This window comes from Telluria sp. ZT3P26 (genome assembly GCF_059686035.1).
In genome coordinates this window covers 535,851-554,094 of sequence record NZ_JCASII010000004.1, presented here as the reverse complement: position 1 = coordinate 554,094, position 18,244 = coordinate 535,851, and the positions used below count along the sequence as shown (strand labels likewise).

Here is an 18,244-nt window from a genome sequence, read left to right as displayed (position 1 = left end):
CCATGAAAGCCAAACTGATCATTGCATTTGCCGCCGTCGCCGTTCTGGCCGCCGCGGCGGCCGGTGGGGCCTTCTGGTACCTGAACCCGGCCGCGGCCACCGCGCCCGGCGCCGCAGCCGCCAAGCCGGCCCCCGAAAAAAAGCTGACCAAGTATGTCACGCTGGACAAGGTGATCGTCATGCTGCGCCGCGCCCCGAACGAGCAGGCCGCGCATTACCTGTCGGTCGACCTGGTGCTGGCCACCACGCCGGAAGAAGAAAAAGAAACCAAGGAACAATTGCCGCTGCTGCGCAGCATCGCTGTCTCGGCGCTCTCGGCACGCACGCTGGCAGAAGCCTCCGGCATGACGGTCGACCAGTATGCGGCCGACCTGAACAAGGTATTCAACGCCAACTATGAAAAGGAAAACCATGCCAAACCGTTTTCCGAAGTCATGGTCGGCAAGCTGATCATCGAGTGAAGCGGCCACGCCTCGATCCGGGAACCCTGTGTCCTATATGACCGATTACGTCGACCCTGGCGCCGCCGCCGACTATGGCGAAGTGGCGGCCAGCGCAGGCATGAGCTCGCTCGAGGAAGGGCGGCACCTGCTGGCCTTTGCGCCGCTGGTCAAGCGCATCGCGCGCCAGCTCGGCAGCCAGGTATCGGGCGCGATGGGGCGCGACGACATGGAGCAGATCGGTTTGATGGGCCTGCTGGAAGCGCTGCGCCGCTACGGCCAGCCCGACACCGGGTTTTCGAGCTATGCGGCACTGCGCGTGCGCGGGGCCATCCTGGATGAACTGCGGCGCCAGGACTGGCGCCCGCGCACGGTACGCCAGGACAGCCACCGACAGCGCGATCTGCTGCGCGCGCTCACGCGCAAGCTCGGACGCGAGCCGGACGAACAGGAAGCGGCCAGCGCACTCGGACTGAGCGCGGCGCAGTACCAGCAATACCTGCTCGACGACAGCGCCGAGGAAATGCTCAGCTTTGACGAAGTGCTGCAGGATGCCGTGGCGCAATCCAACCACACGCCCGGCCCCGAGGAGCAATACATCGTCCGGCGCAGTCTGGAACAGGTGCTCACGGCGCTCAACGAAAAGGAACAGCGCGTGATTCAGATGATCTACGAGTTCGAACTGAGCTACAAGGAAATTGCCGCCGTGCTCGACCTGTCCGATGCCCGCGTCTGCCAGCTCAACAAGAGCGCACTGACCAAGATGAAAGCCGCGCTGCAGCGCGCCTGAACCGAATTTATACAAGAAAACGCCAGAAAGGCACCACGTCATGCAGCAATTACTCGGTATCGCCATCGTGCTCGGCGCCGTCTTCGGGGGCTTCACCCTCATGGGCGGCACCTTTACCTCGATCTTCCACCCGATCGAACTGTTAATCATCGGCGGCGCCGCCCTGGGCGCCCTGGTGCTGGGCAATCCGAAGCACGTGCTGGCCGAGCTGGGCCACCAGCTCAAGAAAGTCGCGGCGCGCAAGAAGCACGATTCGGAGTTCCAGCGCCAGTTGCTGCTGCTCATGTACGAGCTGCTGCAGACTGCCGCCGGCGGCCTGAAAGCCCTTGACGCGCACGTCGAGGCGCCCGCCGAGAGCCCCCTGTTCCAACGCTATCCGGCAATCCTGGATGAAACCAAACTGCTGGCCTTCATCGTTGATAACTTCCGCCTGATGGCAATGGGCAAGATCAATGCGCACGAGCTCGAAGGCGTGCTCGAGCAGGAACTCGAGGCCATCCACGAAGAGCTGACGCAACCGGCCAAATCGCTGCAGAAGATCGCCGAAGCGATGCCGGGCTTCGGCATCCTGGCCGCAGTGCTGGGCATCGTGATGGCCATGTACTCGGTCTCGGGCGGCGCCGATTCGGGCGAGATCGCCGAAAAGATCGGTGCGGCCATGGTCGGCACCTTCATCGGCATCTTCGCCTGCTACGGCGTGCTCGAGCCGCTGGCCAACCTGATGAAGCAGACGGTCAACTCGGATGCGTCGACGATGGAAACCGTCAAGGTCGTGCTGTGCACCCACGTGGCCGGCAAGCCCGCCCTGCTGGCGATCGACGCCGGGCGCCGCCTGATCCAGCTGAATACCAAGCCCAGCTTTGCCCAGCTCGAACAGTGGATCAACGCGATGGGTGGCGAAGACGAATCGCAGAACAAGCGCCGTCGCGCCGCCGACCGCATGACGGGGTAACACGTGTCGAAAACGAACGACAAACACGAATCGACCATCGTCAAGCGCGGCGGCGGCAAGCATCAGCATGACGAACATGGCGGTGCCTGGAAAGTCGCGTTCGCCGACTTCTGCCTGGCGCTGATGGCCCTGTTCCTGGTGCTGTGGCTGATCGCCTCGCGCGAACAGCAGAACCTCAAGGCCATCATCAGCGAGGCGACCGACAGCGGCATGCTCGAGGGCCAGGGCCAGAAGCCGGCCATCGCCAGTGAGCCCAGCGGCAGCATGATCGAACGCTTCCCGGTGTCGCGCACCGGCAACGCCGGCACCGGCGACCCCGGCAGCCCGGCCGCGCCGAAAGTCGGCTATGAAACGCCGGCCGACCTCTCGGCACTGTCCAAGGCCCTGACCGAACTGTCGGTCGAAGCGGGCCTGGCCTCGAACCTGGCGACCGTGGTCACGCCGTATGGCCTGCGCGTGATGTTGCACGATACCGACAAGCAGGGCATGTTCATGCGCGGCAGTGCGCTGCCGACCGGACGCTTCTCACGCCTGCTGCAAAAAATGGGGCCGCTGTTCGCGCGCATGCGCAACCAGATGCTGATCGTCGGGCACACCGATTCGAGCCGCTACGCCGGCGCCGACAAGGGCGGCTATTCGAACTGGGCGCTCTCGACCGACCGCGCCCTGAGCGCGCGCGCCCAGCTGCTCACCGGCGGCATGCAGAGCACCACCGTGCTGCAGGTAGTCGGCATGGCCGATCGCGGCCCGCTCCATCCGAAAACGCCGCTTGACGGCATGAACCGCCGCATTGAACTATTGATCCTGACCAGCGCCCAGTCGCGCGCTGTCTCGAACATGTTCGGCGCGCCCGGCGCCGGCGCCAAGACCCCGCTGGGCAGCGGCGCCACGGTCAGCCTGCCGGACGAAGCGGATCTGGAACAACTGCGCGGCCAACTGCCGGACACGCCATGACGATTCACACCAAATCCCGAGGACAGCGTATGAAAATCTCCGCGTCATCTTCCAGCGCCAGCGCTGGCGTGACTGCCGGCGCCCCGAGCGTGGCGGCCCCGCTGCCTGCCGAGGCGCCGGCTGCACCCGCCGCTGCCCTGCAGTCTGAAGTGCTCAGTCCAGCCACCCAGGCCATGCGCGCCATGCCCGACTTCGACGCCGCTCGTGTGGCCGAGTTGCGAGCAGCCCTCACGCGCGGCGAGCTGCCGTTCGATCCGGCCCGGCTGGCAGGCCTGATCCAGAAATTCCACGGAGGGCGCTAGCATGGCCACCCTCACCCGCCAGCAGGCCAACGCGCTGCTCAGTGACGGCGTGGCGCTCGACCTGGCCCAGACCGCGACCATCGGGCGATTGCTCGAAGAGCAATTCGACGCCGCCGTGCGCCACCGCAGCGCCGTGCTGGGTACACTGGCCGACGAGCTGCTGCCACTGCTCGAAGGAATGGAAGCGCGCCGTCAGCAGCGTTTGCAACTGGTACGCGCCCTGCTCGGTCCCCAGGCGACAATGGCGCAGTACATTGCCAGCCTGGCCCCTGGCGCGCGCGGCCATTTCGAAGCTACCTGGCAGGCGCTGGAATCGGCCGTGCGTGCCTGCCAGCAAAGCAGCCTGCGCAACGGCCAGTTCCTGGCCGATCAGTACAGTGTGATGCAGCGCGTGCTGCACGGAGAAGAACAGACCTATGCGCCACGTTGATTTCAGCACCCGCCCTGCCAGCCCGACTGCCGCCACCAACGCCACCGCGCCAACGGCGGCCACAGGCGGCGGCGATGGATTTGGCAACATGTTCAAGCAGCTGCAGGGCGAAGTGAATGCCTACATTCAGAACGGCGATCAGGACAGCAGCAGCGCCACCCACCTCAATCCGGAAGGCGCGCTGTTGCGCGCCCGGGCAAGCGGTTTGATCGTGAATGAGGGCGAGGCAGTGGAAGGCGCACCGGGTTCTGCAGGCAGCAGCAACAAGCCACCCGCACAGCAGGCATTCCTGGACAGCATCGCGCCGTGGGCGCGCCAGGCTGCCGCCCGCCTGGGCGTGGCGCCAGAACTGGTCCAGGCGCACGCCGCCCTCGAATCGGGCTGGGGCCAGCGGCCGCTACGCACCGAAAGCGGTGTCAGCAGTCACAACCTGTTCGGGATCAAGGCCAACAGCCAGTGGCAGGGCGCCACGGGCGATGCCACCACCACCGAATATGTCAATGGTGCGCCGCTCAAGACGCGTGAGCGCTTTCGCGCCTATCCTGACGCGGCCAGCGCATTTCAGGATTACGCCCGCGTGCTGCTGGAAAACCCGCGCTACCGCGGCGCCCTGAACACGGGCAACGATGCCCAGGCCTTCGCCGAAGGTCTGGCGCGCGGCGGCTACGCCACCGACCCCGCCTATGCCGCCAAGCTGGCGCGCATCGCGGGCAGCCTGCAGGATGATGGCCAGTAGAGTCTGACCGGGACAGCTCTTACTCGCCCATCTTCATGTCAAGGGGCTGGACCGCGCCCGCGCCCAGCACGCGCATGCGCACCGTCTGGCCGCTGGTGTGGTTCTTGACACGCACCACGGCGCCACGCGCGCCGGCGTCGAGCGCTTCGCCCGACATGCTGACCTCGATGCCGTCGTGGCGCGCCACCATCATCACCGCATCGCCACGCTTGACGACCACGGGCGCACTTAGCTGACTGGTGCGCAATATTTCACCGGCGCGCAGACTGCGCCGGCTTGACTGGCCGATGGCATCCTCCGGCATCCCGATCGGGTCGCTGATCTGACTGATGTCGCGCCGCTCGAGTGTGACGTCGGATGCGGCCAGGGCCCGGTTCGGCTGCACTGCCGTGGCGCTGACGGCCACCAGCGCCGAGATGCGCGCCCGCACCACAAATTCATGGCGCCAGCCGGCCCCGTCCGGGCAGCGTGCCACAAAGCGCATGCGTGCCGGCTGGCGCATATCGAGTGTCTCGACCTCCACCGGCCCCTTGCAGGACGGCGCGGGGCGGCTGCTCGAGACGCTCAGGTCAAATTCGGGTTCGCTCAGTCCGGCCGTGGCAGCACGGCGTTCGAGCTGCTCTCGTGCCGCCTGTTGTATCTCAACGGAAACAGTTTGCGCTGACCACGCTGTGGCGCACAAAAGACAGGTTACAATGGTAAAGGTTGCCCTTTGGAAAGCAATCATTGGACAATACCGTTCAGGCGAAAAGACCCATTCTAACCAATCCCACTACAGTTCACCGGAGAATCCCATGTCGATTAATTTCAAGGATGCCCTGGGCGTCAGCGCCGATGCGCTGACGGTGCGCGCCGAGCGCACCCGCGTGCTGGCTGCCAACATCGCCAATGAAAGCACGCCCGGCTACACCGCGCGCGACCTCGATTTCAACGCCGTGATGCAGGACCGGATGGATGAAGGGGATGGCGCGCCGACGCTATCGAACGATGGTCCCCTGTACCGCGTGCCCTTCCACCCGAGCGCCGACGGCAATACCGTCGAGATCGGCGTCGAGCAGGCAGCTTTTTCGCAGAACGCCTCCGACTTCCAGACGAGCCTGACGTTCATCAACATGAAGTTGCGCGGCTTGAACAAAGCCATCACCGGCCAATAAGGAGCGCTCGATGAGTTTCAAGGACATTTCCCAAATCGCCGGGTCGGCCATGGCTGCGCAAACCGTGCGCATGAACACGATCGCCAGCAACCTGGCCAATGCCAACGCCGTGGCCACCACCGAAGCCGAGGGCTATCGCGCCAGGAAGCCCGTCTTTGCCGCCGTGCTCCAGAACGATGGCGTGGCCAAGGTCCAGGTGCTGGACGTGGTGCAGTCGAGCGAGCCGCTGCGCCGCATGCACGAACCGGACAATCCACTGGCCGACGCCGACGGCATGGTTTTTTACGCCAACGTCAACGAAGTGGCCGAGATGGCCGACATGATGGCGGCCTCACGCGCCTTTGAAACCAACGTCGAAGTGATGGGACGCATCAAATCGATGCAACAGTCCCTGATCCGCATGGGAGAAAGCTGAGCATGGTAACAACCACCAATTCCTTCGGGTTCAACAGCAACCCGGGCACGACGGGCGTCAGTCCGGCCAGCTCACCGGTCAGCGCCAACAAGGACATGTTCACCAAGCTGCTGGTGGCGCAGATCCGCAATCAGGATCCGCTCGCGCCGTCCGATCCGGCCACGTTCGTGAACCAGTTGTCCCAGCTGTCGCAGACCGAGGCGCTGGAAAACATGACCCAGACCACCGCCGCCAGCGCCACCATGCTGCAAAGCCTGCAGGCGCTGGCCATGGGCGGCCAGGTAGGCAGCGACGTCTCCGTCGAAACCAGCCGCGTGCAACTGGGCCAGAACAGCATCGCCGGCAGTGTCCAACTCGACGGCGCCAGCACCCTGACCCATGTGGTGCTGACCGACCTGACGGGCAAACAGACCCGCATCGAGCTGGCGCCGCACGCGGCCGGCGGCCAGGCTTTCACGATCGACCCGGCCAAGCTTGGCCTGGCGCCAGGCAAGTACAGCATTGCGGCCGAAGCCTCGGACGGCACCAAGCCGGCAGTCGAGATCAATGGCCGGCTCGACAGCGTTCGCCTGTCGGCAACCGGCGGGATCATGATGCAGGTGGCGGGCGTCGGCGACGTCGAGCCAGGCTGGATCACCGGCTTCAATGGCAAGCCGAATCAAACCAGCAATCTCGCCACTGCGGCGCTGACCAACTAAAGGATTCCCCATGAGCTTCAATATCGCCCTGTCGGGCATCCAGGCCATCAACGAGCAGCTCACCACGCTGTCGAACAATATCGCCAATGCCGGCACCTACGGCTTCAAGAGCAGCCGTGCCAACTTCTCGTCGGTGTATGCGGGCGACCAGGCCAACGGCGTGCAAGTATCGTCGCTGACCCAGAACATCGGCCAGAACGGCGGCCTGCAAACCACCGGGCGCGGCCTCGATGCCGCGATCCAGGGCCGCGGCTTCTTTACCAGCCGCGACGCCCAGGGCGTCGTGTCGTACTCGCGCGTGGGCATCTTTTCAAGCAACGCCGACGGTTTCCTGGTCGATGCCACCGGCAACCGGGTGCAGGGCTATGGCCCGACCGTGGGCGGGGTGCTGGGCACGATGGGCGACATCGCCATCCCGACCGGCCAGATTCCGGCCGTGGCCAGCACTAAGGTCAGCTACACCGGCAATATGTCGAACGACTGGGTGACACCGACTGCAGCGTTCGACATGACCAATGCCAATACCTACAATATGGTCAAGCAATCGGTCGTCTATGATTCGCTCGGCTCTCAGCACACCGTGTCGCAATACTTCCGCAAGGCCGATGCCGACACGGTCAGTGTGTACTACAGCGTCGATGGCGCTGCAACGACCGGACCGCATGCGATGGACTTCGAGACCAGTGGCAAGGTCAACGCTGGCAGCACGGCCGGTCCGGCGCTGACCATCACGGCGGCGGGCGCAGCGCCGCTGACAGTCCAGTTCGACTACACCGGCACCTCCAAGTTCGCCGGTGAAGCCACCACCACCACCAACCGCGCCAATGGCTATGCTTCGGGCACTTTCGTTGGCGTGGAGCTGGCTGAAGACGGCTCGATCGTGGCCAAATACAGCAATGAACAGCAGCAGATCGTTGGCACGGTGGCGATCGCCACCTTCCCGGACGAAGGCAGCCTGGCGCCAGCCAGCGAAACGACCTGGGTTGCCAATGCCGGCTCGGGTGCGCCCCTGTACAGCACCCCGGGCGTGGGCCTGGCTGGCAAACTGGCCAAGGGAACCCTGGAAGGCTCGAACGTCGACATCACCCTGGAACTGGTGGGCCTGATGACCTCGCAGCGCAATTATCAGGCCAACTCGAAGGTGATCACCGCCGAGAACCAGATGATGCAGTCACTGATGCAGGCGCTGTGATCCTGAAAGCCATCCATGGATAAGATGATCTTTACCGCCGTCAGCGGCGCCGAGCGCACCTTGCGCGCGCAGCAGGTGCGCGCCAACAACCTGGCCAATGCCGATACCGCCGGTTTTCGCGCGAACATCGAACTGGCGTCGACCCAGGCGCTGGCCGGCTACGGCTATGACGACCGGCATCTGTCGATGACCCAGGCCGACGCCATCTCGACCCGCGACGGCGCGGTGCGCGACACCGGCCGGGCGCTGGACGTGGCCGTCAATGGCAACGGCTACCTGGCAGTCCAGTTCGATGGCGCCGAAGCCTATACCCGCTCCGGCGCGATCGACATCGACGCCACCGGCGCCCTGTCGGTGGCCGGGCGGCCGCTGCTGGGCGAAGGCGGCCCGATCGTGCTGCCGCCGCACAGCGCGGTCGACATCGCCAAGGATGGCACGATTTCGGTGATTCCCGAAGGCGGTACCTTGAGCCAGACGATCGACCGCCTGCGCCTGGTCAGCGCCGACGGCGCGCAACTGACCAAGAACGAGGCCGGCCTGATCGTGCCGCGCGACGGCCAGCCGCTGGCAGCTGACCCGAATGTCAGCGTACGCGGACGCGCCCTAGAAGGCAGCAATGTTTCGGCAGTCGAAGAAATGGTTGCCGTGATGAGCCTGAACCGCAGCTTCGAGTTGCAAATGAAAATGTTCAAGGCCAGCGACAGCATGAACGAGTCGGGCAACCGGCTGCTCGGCGCGTAATTTACGCCCCGCCACCACCAATAGGGAGCAACCATGAATCCAGCAATGTGGATCAGCAAGACCGGCGTACAGGCACAGGATGCCAAGCTGCAGGCGATCGCCAACAACCTGGCCAACGTCAACACCGTCGGCTTCAAGCGCGACCGCGTCGTGTTCGAGGACCTGTTCTATCAGGTCAACGCCCAACCCGGCGCCCAGAACGCGGACAATACCGTCAGCAATGGCGTCCAGCTCGGCAACGGCGTACGCGTGGTCGGTACCCAGAAGGCGTTTACCAACGGCAGCCTGCAAACGACCAGCCAGCCACTCGATGTGGCCATCTCGGGCGCCGGCTTCCTCCAGGTGCTGCGTCCGAACGGTGAACCGGCCTATACCCGCGCCGGCCAGTTGCAGGTCGACCCGAACGGTACCCTGACCAATGCCCAGGGCATGCCGGTGGTGCCGCAGATCACGATTCCGCAAGACGCAGCCGGCATTACCATCGGCGAGAACGGCGTGGTCTCGGTGACCTTCGCCAACCAGCCGGCGCCGCAGGAAATCGGCCAGATCAACCTGACCGGCTTCATCAATCCGGCCGGCCTGCTGGCCCTGGGCGAGAACCTGTTCCAGGAAACTGCGGCCAGCGGCGCGCCGAACGAAGGCCGTCCAGGCGACGCCGCCTTCGGCAAGCTCAAGCAAGGCGCGCTGGAAGGCTCGAACGTGCAGGTAGTGGAAGAAATGGTCGACATGATCGCCGCGCAACGCACCTACGAGATGAACACCAAGGTGCTCTCGGCAGCCGACAATATGCTGCAGTACCTGGCCCAGGCGGCGCGCTGATGACGAACCTGGCCGCCCTGGCGCTGGCGCTCGGCCTGGTGCTGCTTGGCGGCTGCGCCACGCCGCTGCCTGCGCCGAGCGCCGACTACGACGACATCATGCCCCCCCAGCGCGTGGCGCGCGCCGGCATGTCGGGCGGTGTGTTCACCGCCGACACCGTGTCGCTCACTTCGGACAGCCGAGCCTACCGCGTGGGCGACGCCGTCACGGTGATCCTGCAAGAGACGACCCAGGCCAGCAAGCGCGCCGGGACCAGCATCTCGAAGGCGTCCTCAGTGGGCATCTCGCCGCTGGCCGCGCTGGGCAAGATCTACGACAAGGCTTCGATCGACCTGAGCGCCGAGCGCGACTTCCAGGGCGACGCCACCAGCACCCAGCAAAACGCCCTGTCCGGCTCGCTGACCGTGATTGTCCAGGAAGTGCTGCCCAACGGCTTGCTGCGCGTGGCCGGCGAAAAAAACCTGATGCTCAACCAGGGCGAAGAATTCGTACGCCTCAAAGGGTTTGTGCGCGCCGCCGATGTCGATGCCGACAACCGCGTGTCTTCGCTGCGTGTGGCCAATGCCCGCATCGCCTATTCCGCGCGCGGGGCGCTGGCCGACGCCAACTCGCCGGGCTGGCTGACGCGCTTCTTCAACAGCCCCCTGATGCCGTTCTGAGGACCGCCATGAACCTGCGCTACCTTGCCCCCCTGCTGCTTGCCCCCCTTCTCGCCTGCGCCGCCCTGCCCGCCCACGCGGCGCAAGCCCTGCGCAACCTGGTCAGCGTCGAGGGCGTGCGCGACAACCCGCTGGTCGGCTACGGCTTGGTAGTTGGCCTGAACGGCAGTGGCGACTCGACCCAGGTCAAGTTTGCCAGCCAGTCGGTCGTCAATATGCTCAAGCAGTTCGGTGTGCGCTTGCCGGAAGGCGCCGACGCCAAGAACAAGAACGTGGCCGCGGTGATGGTCTCGGCCACGTTCCCGCCTGGCTACCGGCGCGGCCAGAACATCGACGTCACCGTCTCTTCGCTGGGCGATGCCAAGAGCCTGCGCGGTGGCACCCTGCTGCTGACGCAATTGCGCGCGGCGGACAATGAAATCTACGCACTGGCCCAGGGCAACGTGGTGGTTGGCGGCCTGAGCGCCACCGGCAATAGCGGCTCGTCCGTCACGGTCAATACCCCCACCGCCGGCCGGGTGCCCAATGGCGCCCAGATTGAGCGCGAGATCGAGACCGATTTCGCCACCCGCCCGCAAGTCATGCTGCGCCTGCGCCAGCCGCATTTCGAGACCGCCACCAATGTGGTGGAGGCAATCAACAAGCGCTTCGGGCCGATCGCCACGACCCAGGACGGCACCAGCGTCGAAGTCATCGCGCCGGAAAACCCGACCGCGCGGGTGGCGTTCATGGCGCGCCTCAATGCCCTGTCGGTCGAAGCCGGGATCGCGGTGCCACGCGTCGTGTTCAATTCACGCACCGGCACCGTCGTCATTGCAGACGGCCTGCGCGTGAAGGCCGCGGCCGTCACCCATGGTTCGCTTAAGGTGATCATTTCGGAAAGCTCGCGCGTCAGCCAGCCGGGCCCATTATCCCGCGGCCAAACCGCGGTGACGCCAGAATCGAAGCTGTCGGTCGACCAGGGGTCGGGCCAGATGTTCCGCTGGCCGCCAGGGGCGCGCCTGCAAACCATCATCGATACTGTCAACAGTCTGGGCGCGTCGCCTGACGACATCATGGCGATCCTGCAGGCGCTTGATCAGGCCGGTGCAATCGAAGGCGAACTGGTGGTGATCTGATGCGAATCTGCGACCTTGCCCCCATTCCACTCGGCGCGGGCACCGACGCGGTCGCGCCGGCCGCCGACGCCGAGCGCAACGAACCCGCCTACGTGGCGAAAGCGACCCAGGCCGCAGTCGAGTTCGAGCGTTTCTTCATCAGCCACATGCTGCGCACAATGCGCGCCTCGACCCGGGAAATGGCCAGCGAAGACAGCGTGTTCAAGAACCGCGTGAATCAGGACATGCAGGAGATGGCCGACGACCTGGTGGCCGGCAAGATGGCGGGCCAGCGCGCCTTTGGCGTCGCCGACGCCATCCTGCGCCAACTGGTGCCGGCACCGACCGCCGCCAGTGCGCAGCGCCACGACCTGCATCCCGTACCGGCGAAGCCGCTTTCGATTAAAACTTAATAAACGGCAATAATTGGTCGCCTTTATTGGTTAACGAGTCTCCAGGACGAACCGCACCATGACGATCATCAATAATGCTCTTTCCGGCGCCCTTGCCGCCCAGATTGCCCTGTCGGCAAGCAGCCAGAACGTCGCCAATCTGCAAACCAAGGGTTATACCCGGCAATCGGCGCTCTTCACGGCGGTCGGTCCGGATGCCAGCGGCCGCTCGGCCGGCAATGGCGTGCAGGTCAGCTCACTGCTGCGCTTTTCGGATGGCTACAAGAGCCAGGCCATGTGGCGCGCCGCCTCCGAACAGGGCATGTATTCGCAGTCCCAGGCTTATCTGACGCAGCTTGAAAGCGTGATGGGCGACGCATCGGCGAGCCTCTCGGCCGGCATCGACGAGTTCTTCCGCGCCGTGAATGCGGTGGCGGGCGATCCCGGCTCGAGCCCGCTGCGCCAGCAGGTGCTGACGGCAGCGAACCTGATGGGCGAGCGCTTCAATGGCCTGAACAATATTTTCAATTCGCAGCTGACCTCGGTGCGTCAGCAGCGCAGCGCGCTGGTCGATTCCGCCAATGCCGATATCAGCACCATCGCGCGCCTGAATCAGCAGATCATCGAAACCCGGGCCAGCGGCGTATCGGCGTCGAGCCTGATCGATGCGCGCGACCTGGCCATCGACGACCTGTCGTCCAAAATGGCGCTGGAAGTGTCGGACAATCCCGACGGCAGCCGCGATATCTCTCTCAAGAGCGGCCAGGCGCTGGTGATCGGCAGCATGAGCGGCACCCTCAAGGCGGCGGCCACCGCTGGCTCGCCGCAGGGGTTTTCCGTCACCTTCGCCAATTCGACCTTCGTCCTCGACGCCAGCAAGATGGGTGGCCAGATGGGCGGCCTGACCCAGTTCGAGATCACGACCCTGCTGCCTTTGCAGAAAGATGTCGACGCGCTGGCCAAGGATATCGCCTTGCGGGTCAACACGCAGCTGGCCGCTGGCTACACCGGCAAACCGCACCCCAGCGACCCATCCCTGCCTTGGGAACCGGGCAAGCCTCTGTTCGTCTATACGGCCGGCAGCGGCGCCGACATGCTAAAGACCGTGGCCGGCTTCAAGGCCGAGGATCTGGCATTCTCGCGCGACGGCTTGCCGGGCGACACTGGTAACCTGCAACTGCTGGCTGGCTTGAAGGGTCAGACGGTGACGCTGCCGGGCATCGGCACGGTGCTGCTGGGCGACGCCGACACCCAGCTGCTGGGCAAGCTGGCCGTGGACAGCAAGCTCAACAAGGCTGCTCAGCGGACCACCGAAACGGTGCGCATCCAGTCGATCAACGACTGGCAATCGACCAGCGGCGTCAACGAGGACGAAGAAGCGGTCAAGCTGGTCGAATTCCAGCGCATGTACCAGGCCAATATGCAGGTCATCTCGATTGCCAACTCGCTGTTCGACGCCACTTTGGCGATGATGGCTTAAGGAATACACCATGCGTATCGCAACGTCCCAATACCAATCCACGATGAACCAGTCGCTCCAGGTCAACCAGGAGCGCGTCAGTTCCATCATGCAGCAGCTGGCGACCAACAAACGGATTCTGCTGCCCTCGGACGACCCGGTCGACAGCGTGCGCCTGTCGCGCCTGGCCCGCGAGCAGTCGACGGTCGAACAGTACCGCAGCAATATCGGCTCGCTCCAGCTGCGCCTGACCCGGTCCGAGGGCTACCTGAGCAATATGGTGTCCGAGATGCAGCCGGGACGCGACCTGCTCGTATGGGCGTCGGACGGCAGCAATGCGCCGGACGACCTGAAAGCGATGGTCACGCCGCTCGAGTCGCTGCGCGAGAGCCTGTTTTTCACCGCCAACACGGTCGATCAGGAAGGTAACCAGTTGTTTTCAGGCACGCTGACCAGGACCGCGCCGATGGCCTACGACGGGACCAAGCCAGTCGGTTCCCGCTACAGCTACGTCGGCAACAGCAATGCGCAGAATGTGGTGGTCGGCAACGGGCTGACCCAGCCCGCCAACGAAAACCTGGGCGGCCTCGAAGCCCTGCTCAACCAGCTCGACAAGACCATCGCCACCCTCAAGACGCCGGGTGTGTCGGCCAACGATCCGGCCGTGCGCGCCGTACTCAGCGACAACCTGCAGGGCTTCGACACAGCCCGAGAGCTGATTTCGGGCAAGGTCGCCAACCTGGGCGGACGCCAGAACATCATCAAGACGCTGGAAGACAACCACGCCAACATCAGCCTGTCGAACAGAATGGCCATCACCGACATCGGGCAGCTCGACGTAGGCCTGGCAGCGACCGAGCTCAACGGCTATTCCAGCGCGCTGCAGGCAACCTACAAGGCGTATGCCAAGATCGGCACCCTCTCGCTGTTCAATGCAATCTGATGACCATGGACGCCCTGCTCAAACCAGCCAGTCCGCCTAACCAGCCCGCAGGGGCCGGCACTGCCGCGATCGGCACCAAACCTGTTGTACGAAACACCCCGGCCAGCACGCGCACGCAGGCCGCTGTGGGCGACAACAGCGATCGCTTGACGCGCCCCACGCCCACTGCCAGGGCGCTGCGCAGCACGACCCAGTCGAATCAACACCTGCAGGGCGAGGTTGCGCGCGCCCAGCAGGCACTCGACTATCTCAATGGCGTGGCCAGCCAGCTCGAGGCGCTCAAGTCGGATCTGAGCGCCCGCCTGTCGGGTCGCGCAGCGGCCTCGCGCGGGCTAGAAGCGCGCGCCATACAACTGGCTGACACACTGGACGCGCGCCGGACAGAGGGCGGCGCCAGCCTCGACGCGCAGCTCGATTTCGACGCCGACCGCGGTGCCCAGAAACGCTTTCGTATCCGCGGGCTGGACATCGCGTCGCTCAAAGCGGGGGGTGATCAGAGCCTGGGTTTTTCGGTTGGCAACGCCGGCGGCCCCCAGCTGGCGACCCGTATTGAACCGGGCATGACCGAAGAAGAAATTGCCCGGCGCCTCGACCGCACGCTGGCCGCAGTCAAGGTGCGCGTTGGCCTCGACCAGAATCGCGAACTGGTGTTTTCGACCCCGGAAGCACTCTTCGATGGCGTCAAGGACGCCATTGCCGTGACTGGGCGCGGCCGGGTCGAAACGGTGGCGCTGCCGGCTTCGCTGGCGCCGCAAGAATGGGAGTCCGGCAATCCAGACGCCCTGCGCCAAAGTCTGCGCGAAGTGGTGCAGGCGCTGGCGCGTGTGCGTCGCTCCCAGGATGCGGCATCGCTGGCGCTGAGCACGGCGATGGCGCACACTGCCCAGCCTGATATGCCGAGCGCTGAATTGGCCTCGATCGCCAGCGATTTTTCGGCGACGGCTGCGAGCCATGACTATGCTTCGCTGCTGGCGATTACCTCGGCCCTCGTCGGTGTCAGCCGTGACCGGGTGCAGGCGTTGCTCGGCCTGCGCTGAGTGTCGGCGATCATTTTCTTACAGAATCCGCTGTGCCATTCTTGCAAGATCAAGCGCCGTGACGGCCCCAAGTCGGGCTGTAACGATCGTGGTATCAACAATTTCTATTGGAAATATTCGGCACGGGCGTATCCATTCCGCACCGCTCTGAACAACGCACCGTCTGCCGCGCCAGGAACCTGCCTGACAAGCGGCGTCGCAATCCTCACATACAACGGGTTGTCTTAGCCGCAACACCTGCTGAGCCGCATCCCGGTGCAAACCCGCCCCATGGTCCACGTCGTCGTCTGCGACGATCTTTCTACCGTTGGCAATTGGGAATATCTTGAGACTCTGGCCGACAATTAGCAACGCCAGTCAGCTTGGCCCAATCGCCAACGTTGCACGGGAAAGTCAGCGCTTGCACAGCCCCTGGTTGTTGAATGAAGACGAGATGTATGTTACTTAAAAAACTCCGCTGCAGATAGCGGGGTTTTTTCGTGCAAGGGCAGCTTGGACTGCCATTGCAGCGACGGATCAGGTGGAAGGCGTCAAGGACGCCATCGCCGTCACCGACCATGGCCGCGTCGATACGGTCGCGCTGCCGGCCTCGCTGGCACCGCTGGAATGGCAACTGGGCAATCCAGACGCCCTGCGCCAGGGCCTGCGCGATGTGGTCCAGGCCCTGGCGCGCGTGCGCCGCTCGCAGGACGCCGCCACGCTCGCCCTGAGCGTGGCCATGGCGCGCACGGCGCAACCCGAGCTCGGGCAAGCCGAACTTGAGATGCTGGGCTGCGGATTTCTCCGGCACTGCCACCAGCCACGATTACCAGTCGCTGCTGGCCATCACGTCGGCACTGGTGGGCGTGAGCCGGGAGCGGGTGCAGGCGTTGCTGGGTTTGCGCTAAAGCCTGGCGTCAGGACACGGAAGGCTCGATTTATCGTTGCAAGACAGGTAAGATCGCGTACTGCTGTCCTGCGTGGAAAAAATGACAATTAGCCCTGCTCAAACTCTGAGTCCGACCGTTAACGGCCTCTCGCGTAACTGGAACTTTCAACCATCGACGGTCATGCGTTGGGAACGCCGCCGGATGATAGAAACGTTTTTCAGGTTCGCCCAACGCAGCCCCGCCTGGGCACAGGTCAAGGCGATCGTGCCGAAACCCGCGTGGGTGGTGTATTTTATGTACGCGCCCGACGGCGTTCTGACCGCTGCGCACCGTTTCACCCTAGCACGTCTTAAGGACAGCGGCCTTCCACTGCTCGTCGTGTGCGCATGTGCCGACCCACAGCGCATTCCCGCTGACCTGCATGGTGTTTGCGATGCAATGCTGTGGAAAGCGTTGAGCGGCTATGATTTCTCGGCTTATACGCGTGCCTTGCATCAAATCAGCCGACACTCGCCAGGCGCAGATGTCATCGTGATCAACGATTCGGTGTTCGGGCCCTTCACCGACTTGCGGCCCGTGCTGGCAAACAGCCCTTGGGCGTTGACCGGCTTTACGGCGTCCAGCCAGCTGACCAATCATATCCAGTCTTACGCATTCTGCCTGCGGCAAGTCGACCGGTTGCGGATGATGCGTCTGGCGCCTGTGTTTTTCCCTGCCCTCGCATTCAGCGAGCCCCAAGCAGTTATCGCCCTGCAGGAAACGCGTCTGGCGCGCGTTGCCGCCCGCAGCATGAAGGTTGGTGCGCTCTGGTTCGGCGCCGCCGAACAGGTGCTTGATCCCACGCTGGTGCGCCCGATGGAACTTCTCGACGCCGGCTTCCCGTTCTTGAAACGGTCGCTGCTGGCAAAGCACCAGTCATTCATCGAACGCGACCTGGTACTCGAACGCCTCGGCCGACTCGGTCACCCGGTCGATCTCTAGCATCGCGTCAGATCAAGCCACCATACGGTCCTCCGCCCTGCCAGCGGCAGCAACGCTGGCATGCAGTTTTTTCTTGTAATACGCTCCCGAGATGCTACACAGCAGCCGTAGCCACAATGGAGCACGACGCTCCAACACCGGCGCACCGTGACGCCCGGCAAGGAAATCGCCCACGCCCAACAAGGCCATATCCGCTTGCTGCTGCATGCCCCTTACCCGCAGACGATTGACATCGAACAGTGAATGATCGAGCTGCCTTAGCCGGAGCCCCCGGCGATAGGCACGCGGCATATTCTTTTCCCAGAACATCATTTCGTTCCGGTACATCAGATAAAAGAAATATGGCGGCCGCTCTTCGCGCACTGCCAGATCGTGCGTCGCCGTTGTGTCGAACACGACCTTGCTGTGCCAGCCACCGTCTGACAGCCGCACGCCGATATCGTTGTCGTCGAAGTAAGCAAACAGACGCTCGTCGAGCAAACCCACCTCGCGCAGAGCCTGCACCCGCAACAGCACCGCCGTGCCGGCCACGCAGAAGTTATCCGGATGCGCTTCCTGATGCCGGCGTGACTCTTCCTCACTCTGGAGCCAGATGCCTTCGCGCCCGTGCCAATCGTGCTTCAAACCCCATGCGTTGTAGTAGTTGCCACCATCGGTGGGTACGATGACTGGCGAGACAGCGCCGCAGCGTGCATCCAGAGCCATGGCCCTCACCAGTTTGGTGAGCGTATCCGGCTGCACCGTGGCGTCGTTGTTCAGCATCCAGACGTAATCGTAGCCCTCGTCGATGCCGATCTTAAGCGATGTATTCTGACCGCCAGTGAAGCCGAGGTTCTCTTCCACCCGCAAGATGCGGGCAGTCCCTGGTGCGACGGCGCCCTGCAGGGCCTGGTAATCGGCCTGGCGGGAACCATTATCGATCACCAGGATATCGGCCTCGAAACCATCGTGCTGCATCTGCCCCAGCGAGGCCACGCATTCAGCGGTGGCAGAAGCATTATTCCAGTTCAAGACGCTGACGAGTACGCGTGGTTGCTTCATGACACTCCCAAATATTTTGCAAAATACTAACAGTTCAACCTGCCCCGGTCCACACATTAAGGTTTGGGCAAAGGCGTAGCATACCTGCCTTTTTCATGCCACAAGGAAACAATAGAGTTCGAAGACGCGGTAACACCCGCCAG

General features: G+C 64.0%; 23 protein-coding genes. 21 read left to right on the top strand and 2 right to left on the bottom strand.

Features of this window, described 5'->3' with window-relative positions; translation table 11 throughout:
* Positions 1 to 2: 2 nt before the first annotated feature.
* The 7 genes from AC56LN_RS16105 to flgJ are packed head-to-tail and all read left to right on the top strand — an operon-like array spanning position 3 to position 4,604.
* A complete protein-coding gene (locus tag AC56LN_RS16105; protein WP_499573175.1) occupies positions 3 to 461 on the top strand; it encodes a flagellar basal body-associated FliL family protein in 459 nt (152 codons plus the stop codon).
* Positions 462 to 498: 37 nt separating this feature from the next.
* Positions 499 to 1,230, top strand: coding sequence for a FliA/WhiG family RNA polymerase sigma factor (locus AC56LN_RS16100; protein ID WP_499573173.1), 732 nt, complete (start codon positions 499 to 501; stop codon positions 1,228 to 1,230).
* A 40-nt stretch (positions 1,231 to 1,270) separates the two neighbouring features.
* Entirely contained in the window at positions 1,271 to 2,182 is a 912-nt protein-coding gene (motA, locus tag AC56LN_RS16095; protein WP_258836336.1) for a flagellar motor stator protein MotA, read from the top strand.
* Positions 2,183 to 2,185: 3 nt separating this feature from the next.
* A complete protein-coding gene (locus tag AC56LN_RS16090; RefSeq protein ID WP_499573170.1) occupies positions 2,186 to 3,136 on the top strand; it encodes a flagellar motor protein MotB in 951 nt (316 codons plus the stop codon).
* Between the two features lie 29 nt (positions 3,137 to 3,165).
* The gene (gene flgM / locus AC56LN_RS16085; protein WP_499573168.1) at positions 3,166 to 3,438 is read left to right on the top strand and encodes a flagellar biosynthesis anti-sigma factor FlgM; all 273 of its coding nucleotides are present in this window, start codon (positions 3,166 to 3,168) and stop codon (positions 3,436 to 3,438) included.
* 1 nt (position 3,439) lies between these two features.
* Positions 3,440 to 3,868 (top strand): flagellar export chaperone FlgN, encoded by a 429-nt coding sequence (gene flgN, locus AC56LN_RS16080; protein ID WP_499573166.1) that lies wholly within the window; start codon positions 3,440 to 3,442, stop codon positions 3,866 to 3,868.
* The gene (gene flgJ, locus AC56LN_RS16075; protein ID WP_499573164.1) at positions 3,855 to 4,604 is read left to right on the top strand and encodes a flagellar assembly peptidoglycan hydrolase FlgJ; all 750 of its coding nucleotides are present in this window, start codon (positions 3,855 to 3,857) and stop codon (positions 4,602 to 4,604) included. The genes flgN and flgJ overlap by 14 nt, the downstream gene beginning before the upstream one ends.
* A 19-nt stretch (positions 4,605 to 4,623) precedes the next feature.
* Here the strand turns inward: flgJ and flgA are convergent, their stop codons facing one another.
* Positions 4,624 to 5,127 (bottom strand): flagellar basal body P-ring formation chaperone FlgA, encoded by a 504-nt coding sequence (flgA, locus tag AC56LN_RS16070; RefSeq protein WP_499573163.1) that lies wholly within the window; start codon positions 5,125 to 5,127, stop codon positions 4,624 to 4,626.
* Between the two features lie 271 nt (positions 5,128 to 5,398).
* Here flgA and flgB point away from each other — a divergent pair, with 271 nt between their 5' ends.
* From flgB to AC56LN_RS16000, 14 genes are all read left to right on the top strand, one after another.
* Complete coding sequence (gene flgB / locus AC56LN_RS16065) at positions 5,399 to 5,758, top strand: flagellar basal body rod protein FlgB (protein ID WP_499573161.1); 360 nt, start codon at positions 5,399 to 5,401, stop codon at positions 5,756 to 5,758.
* A 10-nt stretch (positions 5,759 to 5,768) separates the two neighbouring features.
* Positions 5,769 to 6,173, top strand: coding sequence for a flagellar basal body rod protein FlgC (gene flgC, locus AC56LN_RS16060; RefSeq protein WP_499573159.1), 405 nt, complete (start codon positions 5,769 to 5,771; stop codon positions 6,171 to 6,173).
* A gap of 2 nt (positions 6,174 to 6,175) precedes the next feature.
* The gene (locus AC56LN_RS16055; RefSeq protein WP_499573157.1) at positions 6,176 to 6,871 is read left to right on the top strand and encodes a flagellar hook capping FlgD N-terminal domain-containing protein; all 696 of its coding nucleotides are present in this window, start codon (positions 6,176 to 6,178) and stop codon (positions 6,869 to 6,871) included.
* Between the two features lie 10 nt (positions 6,872 to 6,881).
* Entirely contained in the window at positions 6,882 to 8,063 is a 1,182-nt protein-coding gene (locus AC56LN_RS16050) for a flagellar hook protein FlgE (protein ID WP_499573156.1), read from the top strand.
* Positions 8,064 to 8,078: 15 nt separating this feature from the next.
* Positions 8,079 to 8,804: a flagellar basal body rod protein FlgF gene (locus AC56LN_RS16045; RefSeq protein WP_499573154.1), complete on the top strand. Its 726-nt coding sequence runs from the start codon at positions 8,079 to 8,081 to the stop codon at positions 8,802 to 8,804.
* Between the two features lie 33 nt (positions 8,805 to 8,837).
* The gene (gene flgG / locus AC56LN_RS16040) at positions 8,838 to 9,623 is read left to right on the top strand and encodes a flagellar basal-body rod protein FlgG (RefSeq protein ID WP_499573152.1); all 786 of its coding nucleotides are present in this window, start codon (positions 8,838 to 8,840) and stop codon (positions 9,621 to 9,623) included.
* A complete protein-coding gene (flgH, locus tag AC56LN_RS16035; RefSeq protein WP_499573151.1) occupies positions 9,623 to 10,282 on the top strand; it encodes a flagellar basal body L-ring protein FlgH in 660 nt (219 codons plus the stop codon). The genes flgG and flgH overlap by 1 nt, the downstream gene beginning before the upstream one ends.
* 8 nt (positions 10,283 to 10,290) lie before the next feature.
* On the top strand, positions 10,291 to 11,400 hold the full coding sequence (locus AC56LN_RS16030; RefSeq protein ID WP_499573148.1) for a flagellar basal body P-ring protein FlgI: 1,110 nt from the start codon (positions 10,291 to 10,293) through the stop codon (positions 11,398 to 11,400).
* On the top strand, positions 11,400 to 11,792 hold the full coding sequence (locus AC56LN_RS16025; protein ID WP_499573146.1) for a rod-binding protein: 393 nt from the start codon (positions 11,400 to 11,402) through the stop codon (positions 11,790 to 11,792). The genes AC56LN_RS16030 and AC56LN_RS16025 overlap by 1 nt, the downstream gene beginning before the upstream one ends.
* Before the next feature lie 58 nt (positions 11,793 to 11,850).
* Positions 11,851 to 13,251: a flagellar hook-associated protein FlgK gene (gene flgK, locus AC56LN_RS16020; RefSeq protein ID WP_499573144.1), complete on the top strand. Its 1,401-nt coding sequence runs from the start codon at positions 11,851 to 11,853 to the stop codon at positions 13,249 to 13,251.
* 10 nt (positions 13,252 to 13,261) lie between these two features.
* Positions 13,262 to 14,173, top strand: coding sequence for a flagellar hook-associated protein FlgL (gene flgL / locus AC56LN_RS16015; RefSeq protein WP_499573142.1), 912 nt, complete (start codon positions 13,262 to 13,264; stop codon positions 14,171 to 14,173).
* Positions 14,173 to 15,210: a hypothetical protein gene (locus AC56LN_RS16010; RefSeq protein ID WP_499573140.1), complete on the top strand. Its 1,038-nt coding sequence runs from the start codon at positions 14,173 to 14,175 to the stop codon at positions 15,208 to 15,210. Before flgL ends, AC56LN_RS16010 begins: the two co-directional genes overlap by 1 nt.
* 520 nt (positions 15,211 to 15,730) lie before the next feature.
* Entirely contained in the window at positions 15,731 to 16,189 is a 459-nt protein-coding gene (locus tag AC56LN_RS16005) for a hypothetical protein (RefSeq protein WP_499573138.1), read from the top strand.
* Entirely contained in the window at positions 16,179 to 17,060 is an 882-nt protein-coding gene (locus tag AC56LN_RS16000) for a rhamnan synthesis F family protein (protein ID WP_499573136.1), read from the top strand. The genes AC56LN_RS16005 and AC56LN_RS16000 overlap by 11 nt, the downstream gene beginning before the upstream one ends.
* 12 nt (positions 17,061 to 17,072) lie before the next feature.
* Here AC56LN_RS16000 and AC56LN_RS15995 read toward each other — a convergent pair whose 3' ends face one another.
* Positions 17,073 to 18,101, bottom strand: coding sequence for a glycosyltransferase family 2 protein (locus AC56LN_RS15995; protein ID WP_499573134.1), 1,029 nt, complete (start codon positions 18,099 to 18,101; stop codon positions 17,073 to 17,075).
* Positions 18,102 to 18,244: the final 143 nt, after the last annotated feature.

Coding starts and splice junctions, on each gene's coding strand:
- AC56LN_RS16105 (WP_499573175.1), top strand. CDS start 3: ATGAAAGCCAAACTGATCATTGCATTTGCCGCCGTCGCCGTTCTGGCC.
- AC56LN_RS16100 (WP_499573173.1), top strand. CDS start 499: ATGACCGATTACGTCGACCCTGGCGCCGCCGCCGACTATGGCGAAGTG.
- motA (WP_258836336.1), top strand. CDS start 1,271: ATGCAGCAATTACTCGGTATCGCCATCGTGCTCGGCGCCGTCTTCGGG.
- flgM (WP_499573168.1), top strand. CDS start 3,166: ATGAAAATCTCCGCGTCATCTTCCAGCGCCAGCGCTGGCGTGACTGCC.
- flgN (WP_499573166.1), top strand. CDS start 3,440: ATGGCCACCCTCACCCGCCAGCAGGCCAACGCGCTGCTCAGTGACGGC.
- flgJ (WP_499573164.1), top strand. CDS start 3,855: ATGCGCCACGTTGATTTCAGCACCCGCCCTGCCAGCCCGACTGCCGCC.
- flgB (WP_499573161.1), top strand. CDS start 5,399: ATGTCGATTAATTTCAAGGATGCCCTGGGCGTCAGCGCCGATGCGCTG.
- flgC (WP_499573159.1), top strand. CDS start 5,769: ATGAGTTTCAAGGACATTTCCCAAATCGCCGGGTCGGCCATGGCTGCG.
- AC56LN_RS16055 (WP_499573157.1), top strand. CDS start 6,176: ATGGTAACAACCACCAATTCCTTCGGGTTCAACAGCAACCCGGGCACG.
- AC56LN_RS16050 (WP_499573156.1), top strand. CDS start 6,882: ATGAGCTTCAATATCGCCCTGTCGGGCATCCAGGCCATCAACGAGCAG.
- AC56LN_RS16045 (WP_499573154.1), top strand. CDS start 8,079: ATGGATAAGATGATCTTTACCGCCGTCAGCGGCGCCGAGCGCACCTTG.
- flgG (WP_499573152.1), top strand. CDS start 8,838: ATGAATCCAGCAATGTGGATCAGCAAGACCGGCGTACAGGCACAGGAT.
- flgH (WP_499573151.1), top strand. CDS start 9,623: ATGACGAACCTGGCCGCCCTGGCGCTGGCGCTCGGCCTGGTGCTGCTT.
- AC56LN_RS16030 (WP_499573148.1), top strand. CDS start 10,291: ATGAACCTGCGCTACCTTGCCCCCCTGCTGCTTGCCCCCCTTCTCGCC.
- AC56LN_RS16025 (WP_499573146.1), top strand. CDS start 11,400: ATGCGAATCTGCGACCTTGCCCCCATTCCACTCGGCGCGGGCACCGAC.
- flgK (WP_499573144.1), top strand. CDS start 11,851: ATGACGATCATCAATAATGCTCTTTCCGGCGCCCTTGCCGCCCAGATT.
- flgL (WP_499573142.1), top strand. CDS start 13,262: ATGCGTATCGCAACGTCCCAATACCAATCCACGATGAACCAGTCGCTC.
- AC56LN_RS16010 (WP_499573140.1), top strand. CDS start 14,173: ATGACCATGGACGCCCTGCTCAAACCAGCCAGTCCGCCTAACCAGCCC.
- AC56LN_RS16000 (WP_499573136.1), top strand. CDS start 16,179: ATGACAATTAGCCCTGCTCAAACTCTGAGTCCGACCGTTAACGGCCTC.
- AC56LN_RS15995 (WP_499573134.1), bottom strand. CDS start 18,101: ATGAAGCAACCACGCGTACTCGTCAGCGTCTTGAACTGGAATAATGCT.